Origin of the sequence: Streptomyces sp. NPDC002265 (genome assembly GCF_040296125.1) — a bacterium.
In the GTDB taxonomy this organism is placed as follows: domain Bacteria; phylum Actinomycetota; class Actinomycetes; order Streptomycetales; family Streptomycetaceae; genus Streptomyces.
Window position 1 is genome coordinate 1 of record NZ_JBEOWS010000441.1, and the last position, 6,769, is coordinate 6,769.

The following is a 6,769-nucleotide window of genomic DNA, read 5'->3' on the forward strand; positions in this document are numbered from 1 at the left end:
GAAACGGGAAGGACCCCAGCTCATTCGTGCACTGAGCTGGGGTCCTACCGGTAGGCCCTGTGGGACTCGAACCCACAACCAATGGATTAAAAGTCCACTGCTCTGCCAATTGAGCTAAGGGCCCAGGCGATGTTGCCTCCCCGAGCATAGCCGGACAGGGCCGGGTCTCCGATCGGGTATCGGGGACCCGGCCGCGTCGGACGGCGTGGCGGCGCCGCGGTGAGCCGGGAGTGTCATGGATCGACCGGTTCGGGAGCCCCCTTGGCGGACGCCTCGCGGGCGATGGTGCGGGCGTGTTCGGGGTTGAGGAACCAGTGCCGGGCGGAGGCCAGCCACCAGGTCGCGGCGAAGCCCAGGACGACGAGGACGGCGACGGGGGCGTAGTTGAACGTCTCCCAGGTGACCGGGGAGACCTGCGGCAGCATGAACAGGACCGTGATGGCCAGCACCCAGACCACCGCGACCACGCCGATCGCCCGCGACCAGCGGCCCAGGTGCCACGGGCCGCGCTCGAACTCCTCGCCCTTGCGCAGCCGCAGCAGGGTCGGCACGACATAGGCGATGTAGAGGCCGATGACGGCGATCGAGGTCACCGCCGCGTAGGCCGTGACGTTGATCAGATAGGGCAGGCCGAGGACGAGCGCGCCGGCCGCCGCCAGCCAGACCGCCGCGACGGGGGTGCGGGTACGCGGGCTGACGGTGTGCCAGACGTGCGAGAACGGCAGGGCGCCGTCCCGCGAGAAGGCGTAGATCATGCGGCTGTTGGCCGTCACCGAGGCCATGCCGCAGAACAGCTGCGCGCCGATCACGACCAGCAGGAGCAGCTTGCCGGCCGTCGCGCCCAGCGCGTCGAGGAGGATCTGGGCGGGCGGCGCGCCGGTGGGCGAGGCGAGTTCGTCGTCGTAGGACTGGATCGCGTAGGTGAAGCCCAGCAGGAGGACGAAGCCGGCGATCCACGAGGTCCAGATCGAGCGGACGATGCCCTTGGGGCCGGCCGTCGACGCGTCGTGGGTCTCCTCCGTCATATGGGCGGAGGCGTCGTAGCCGGTGAAGGTGTACTGGGCCATCAGCAGGCCGAGCAGGACGACATAGACGCCGCTGCCCCAGCCGGTGTTGTTCACGAACTTCGTGAACACGAAGGACGTCGACTGGTGGTGGTCCGGGGTGAAGGCCAGCGCGCCGACGATGACCGCCACGCCGATCACGTGCCACCACACGCTCACGCTGTTCAGCAGCGCGACGATCCGCACGCCGAAGGTGTTGAGCAGGCCGTGCAGCAGCAGGATCGCGGCGAAGAGCAGGACCGTGCGGCCCGGCGTCACCTCGAAGTCGAACTGGAGGTTGAGGTAGGCGCCCAGGAAGGACGCCGCGCCGAAGTCGATCCCGGCCGTCACCGCCACCTGGCCGAGCACGTTGAACCAGCCCGTGAACCAGGCCCAGGCGGCGGCCGTGCGCGGGGGCGCGAGCCGGTGCGCCCAGAAGTACAGGCCCGCCGACGTCGGGTAGGCCGAGCAGATCTCGGCCATGGACAGGCCGACGAAGAGGGTCATCAGGCCCACCGCGACCCAGCCCCAGGTGATCACGGCGGGGCCGCCGGTGTTCATGCCGAAGAGGTAGAGGGTCAGGCAGCCCGACAGGACCGAGATGATCGTGAAGGAGACCGCGTAGTTGGAGAACGCCGACATCCGGCGGGCCAGCACCTGCGTGTATCCGAGCTGGGCAAGCCGTTCCTCGTCCGAGAGCCCGCTCTTCTTGCCGTCATCTGTCATGCCCCCAGCGATTCCCTCGCCGAGGGCATGACATGCGTCACACGGTGGCTAGAAAATGCCCTTGTATACGCCCCAGCCGCCGGCGATCTTCGTGCGCGGCCCGAAGGACCCCTTGCCGGTGCCGTCGTTGCGGTACAGGTTGCCCGCGGTGTCCCGCGCGACCAGGTCCGCCCGGCCGTCGCCGGTGATGTCACCGACGCCGACGACGGCGTTGTACGACGCGCCCCAGGCGGAGACTGCCTTCACCCGGGCCTTGAAGCCGCCGGAGCCGTTGCCGTCGTAGCGCCACAGGGTGTTGGCCCTGTCCTGGGCGAGCAGGTCGCCGACGCCGTCGCCGTTGAAGTCGCCGACGCCGACGATCTTCTTGTAGCCCTTCCAGTCGTCGAAGAGCTTCACCCGGGAGGCGAGCTTGCCCGCGCTGGTGGTCCTGTACAGGTAGACCGTGCCGGTGGCGGCGTTGCGGGCGATCAGGTCGGGCAGCCCGTCCTTGTTCACGTCGCCGGGCGAGGTCAGCACGTCGTACTGCTTCCAGCCGGTGCCCAGCGACACGTGGCTGCTCGCCGGGGTGTACGAGCCCGCGCACCGGCCGAGGTAGCGGCGCAGTTCGCCGTTCGGCATCCGGATCAGGGTCTCGGCGCACCGGTCGCCCGTCATGTCGCCGAACGGCACCACCACGGTCCCGGCGGGCCAGCCGGAGCCGGAGAGCGCCCCGGCCACGGTGCCGTTGCCCGGGGAGTAGCGCACGCCGAGCCGGCCGGACGCGTCGAGCGTGACCAGGTCGCCGTAGCCGTAGCCGCCCAGGTCGTGGTGGACCGGCAGACCGCCGGAGAGCACGACCGAGCCGCCGCTCGTGTAGGTGCCGGTGCCCTCGGTCGCCGTGGCGGTCAGGGTCCAGGTGTAGCGGCCGTTGTACGGGACCGCGCCCGTCTCCGTCCGCGCGTTCCAGCCGGCCTCGGGGGCCGTGCCGATGCCGGACCGGGTGCGCACCGTACGGCCGAGGACGTCCTTCAGGGTGAAGGTCCAGGTGGCCGGCTTGTTCAGCTGCCAGACGCTGTTCCACCAGTCGTCCCGGACATTGACCGAGTTGTCGTCGACCTCGGCCTCGATCAGCGCCAGCGGCTGGGACGGCACCCCGCTCTGCACGATGTGCACGGTGTGCTCGGTATCCACGTAGGCGATGTCGCCGCCGAACTTGTCCACCGACCAGGTCAGCCGCCGCTGGTCGGCGGTGTTCCCGGCGGGCAGGTCGGCGATCGCGCGCGGGGCCACCGCCGTACCCGAGTGGAAGTCGGTGAGCAGCAGCTTCCCGGCCGTGCGGTCGTGCTGGACGAGATAACCGTCGCCGGCCAGGGCGGGCCCGGACGGCACGGTGATGTTCTTCCTGGCCGTACGGTCGTACACGCCCGCCGGGCCGGTGGCGCCGCAGTTCCAGTAGACCCAGCGGCCGACCGCCTGGAGCTCCTGGACCGTGCAGGGCGCGCCGGTGGCGAGGGTCTCGACCGTCTTCTTCTGTTCCAGGTCGTAGGCGGTGACGGTGCCGTTGCCGGTCCCCGGCGTGTACAGCCGCGAGCCCCACACGGAGGCGGCGGTGACGGCGCGGGTCAGGCGCACGTCGTGCACGAGGTAGGGCTGCGTGGCGTCGACGTACTGCTTGCCCGTCGAAGCCGCGTTGTAGACGAAGTAGCGGCCGGTGATGTCGACGAAGTGGCCGCCCGTGACGACGGGATCGGCGCCGTGGTCGAGGTAGCTGTCGCGGCTGTCCCAGATCTGAGCGCGTTCCTGGCCCTCCTGCCCCTCGGCGTTGCCGAAGAAGACGCCGACGTTTCCGTTGCCGGCCGCCCGCAGCTCCGTGCAGGAGCCCGCGTCGCAGCCGACCTGGTGGAAGTGCGCGCCGTTCGCGAACGTGCCCGCGTAACCGCGGGTGTCCCGCTCGCCCGCCGCGGTGCCGTCGGCCGTGATCGCGCGGTTGGTGACGTAGGGATCGCCGTTCGGGGCGTTCTCCACGGTCGTCAGGACACCGCCGGCGTAGTCGAGGCCCCACACCCCGCCGGTCCGCAGGGGCATGGGGGTGGTGTCCGCGGCCGCCGGGCCCGCGGTGGTCAGAGTGCCGGCGCCGAGGGCGGCCAGGCTCGTCAGGGTGAGCACGATCCGGGCACGCCGGTTCGCGGTGAAGCGTGAGTGCACACGCCGAGGCAAAAGGTCCCTCCCCAGGGAAAAGAACACCATGGCGGCGAGAGGACGGAAACCTCATCGCCAGGAGCGCGCTGCTGCGCCGAGGACCCCCTCGTCCGCGCCCCGTCGAGCCAAGTCGAAGTCAAAGGATGTTAACAGTCGTCGCATGATGAACGGTATTGAAAATAAAGGCCGTTGGGCTGCTCGTGGAGCACCGCGCGGAGTGCCGCGACGGGCGCGGGAAAGGCCGAAGGGCCCGTACGACCGGAGTCGTACGGGCCCTTCGTGGGTCGGTCGGCAGACGTCAGCCGTTGCGCTTCCAGCGCGGCTTGTCGTCGCGGCGGCCGAAGGAGGAACCGGAGCCGGAGCCGGAGCCGGTGCCGCGGTGGTCGTCACGACGGCCGTGGGGACGGTCGTGACCGGCGGAGCGGAAGCCCGGACGGTCGTCGCGGCGGTCGCGGTTGAAGGGGCGGTCGCTGCCACGGTGGCCGGGGCGCTCGTCACGACGGTCACGGTTGAAGCCGCCCCGGTCGTCACGACGCTCGAAGGAACGGCCACCACGGTCGTCACGACGCTCGAAACCACGGTCACGGTCGCCACCGAACGAACGGCCACCACGGTCGCCGCCACGGTCGTCACGACGGTCACGGTTGAAACCGCCCCGGTCGTCACGACGCTCGAAGGAACGGCCACCACGGTCGTCACGACGCTCGAAACCACGGTCACGGTCACCGCCGAACGAACGGCCACCACGGTCGCCGCCACGGTCATCACGACGGAAGCCGCCACGGTCGCCACCGCGCTCGTCACGACGGTCACGGTTGAAACCGCCCCGGTCGTCACGACGCTCGTACGAGGAGGACGAGGGCGCCGTGCGCTCCTCGCGCTCGGCCCGGTCGACGTCCTGCGCGGCCGGCTGCTCCGGCACGGAGACCTCGGCGACGGCCTGCGCCGACTCGGTCTGCGCCTCGGCCACCGCGGCCTGCGGGTCCTCGCCGCGCTCGCGGGCGACCCGGGCGACGAGGCGATCGGCCTCCTCGCGCAGCTCGCTCGCGCGGCGCTGGGCGCGCTCCAGCTCCTTGGTGAGCTGGGCGACCTCGCGCTCGGCCTGCTGCGCGGCGTTGCCCGCGGACTCGGCCTGGACCTCGGTCATCGAGCGGGCGCCGGTGATCTCGGCGACCTCCGGCTCGAAGGCGGCGCCGCCCTGGATGATGTGGCGCCCGGCGTCGACGCCCGCGTCCTCCATGAGGCGGAAGATCTGGCGGCGCTGGTGCGGCAGGGAGAGGGAGACCACGGTGCCCGTGCGGCCCGCACGCGCGGTACGGCCGGCCCGGTGCAGGTAGTCCTTGTGGTCGCCGGCCGGGTCGACGTTGAGGACCAGGTCGATGCCGTCGACGTGGATGCCTCGCGCGGCGACGTCGGTGGCGACCAGGACGTTGACGTAACCGTCCTTGAAGTCCGCCAGCGTCCGGGTACGGGCGCCCTGGGTCATGCCGCCGTGCAGCGCGTCGGCCTTCACCCCGGCGTCGCGCAGCTGCTCGGCGACGCGGTCGGCGCCCAGCTGGGTGCGGACGAAGATGATGGTGCGGCCCTTGCGGGAGGCGATCGCGGCCGTGACCGGCGCCTTGTCCTTGGGCTTCACGATGAGGATGTGGTGGCTCATCGTGGTGACCGCGCCCTGGGCCGCGTCGACCTCGTGGCTGACCGGGGCGTTGAGGTACCGGTCGACGAGGGTCTTGATCTCGTTCTCCATCGTCGCGGAGAAGAGCATGCGCTGACCGCCGGCCGGGACCTGGTCCAGCAGCTCGGTGACCTCGGGCATGAAGCCCAGGTCGGACATCTGGTCGGCCTCGTCGAGGACCGCGATCTGCACGTCCTCCAGGGAGCAGGCGCCGCGGTTGATGATGTCGCGCAGCCGGCCCGGGGTGGCGACGAGGACGTCGACGCCGCGCTCCAGGGCGTAGATCTGGTTGCCCATGGAGGTGCCGCCGCAGACGACCTTCATCTTCAGGCCGAGGACGTCGCCGTAGGGCTGGAGGGCGTCGGCGACCTGCATGGCCAGCTCACGGGTCGGGGTGAGGATGACCGCGCGGGGCTTGTGCTTCTGGGTACGGCCGCCGGCCAGCGTGGCCAGGGTCGGCAGACCGAAGGAGAGGGTCTTGCCGGAGCCGGTGCGGCCACGGCCGAGGATGTCCTTGCCGGCCAGGGCGTCCGGGATGGTCGCGGCCTGGATCGGGAAGGGGACCGTCACGCCGTTCTGGGCGAGCTTGCGCACGACGCCCTCGGGCAGGCCGAGGTCCGCGAAGCTCACCTGCGGGGCCTCGGACGCCGTCTCGACGGCCGTCTCGACCGTCGCCTCGACGGTGTCGACGTTCTCGTCGTTCTGCCCGTTCGAGGGCACGACGGCGTGATCAGTACTGGAAATGGACATGCGAATGCGAAACCTTCCGGAGTCTCTTCGGCACGCGCCCGTCAACTCCGTGAGTCGCATTACGACCGCCTCAATGCGGTCCGCCACGGCAAGGGAGAGTACGCGCCACACGGCGCGCTCTGTGTTGGCGCCGGGCAAATGGGATCAAACGATCTACGAACGATCTACCACCATACGCACCCTCACCCACCTTAGGCAAATCTCTCCCCATAACCGCAGGTCACGAGGGCTTCCCGGCCTTGGAAAGCATGGATCACAGCGCCGGGAGTCCCGCCCTGGGCGCGGGCTCGCGCTGCGCCAGCTGGGGCAGGCTCTCCCCGTGCGCCGAGGACGACGGCTCCGCGGTCGACGGCTCCGGCGACTGCGGAGCGGTCGTCACCGGGTCCTCGGACGGCTC

Annotated in this window: 3 protein-coding genes and 1 tRNA gene; all 4 read right to left on the reverse strand. The window is 70.7% G+C overall.

Features of this window, described 5'->3' with window-relative positions:
* Positions 1-51: 51 nt before the first annotated feature.
* Positions 52-124, reverse strand: a tRNA-Lys gene (locus tag ABT085_RS41850).
* Positions 125-233: 109 nt separating this feature from the next.
* Entirely contained in the window at positions 234-1,769 is a 1,536-nt protein-coding gene (locus tag ABT085_RS41855) for an amino acid permease (protein WP_351621000.1), read from the reverse strand.
* Positions 1,770-1,817: 48 nt separating this feature from the next.
* On the reverse strand, positions 1,818-3,953 hold the full coding sequence (locus ABT085_RS41860; protein WP_351621003.1) for an FG-GAP repeat domain-containing protein: 2,136 nt from the start codon (positions 3,951-3,953) through the stop codon (positions 1,818-1,820).
* Between the two features lie 292 nt (positions 3,954-4,245).
* Positions 4,246-6,372: a DEAD/DEAH box helicase gene (locus ABT085_RS41865; protein WP_351621006.1), complete on the reverse strand. Its 2,127-nt coding sequence runs from the start codon at positions 6,370-6,372 to the stop codon at positions 4,246-4,248.
* Positions 6,373-6,769 lie beyond the last annotated feature (397 nt).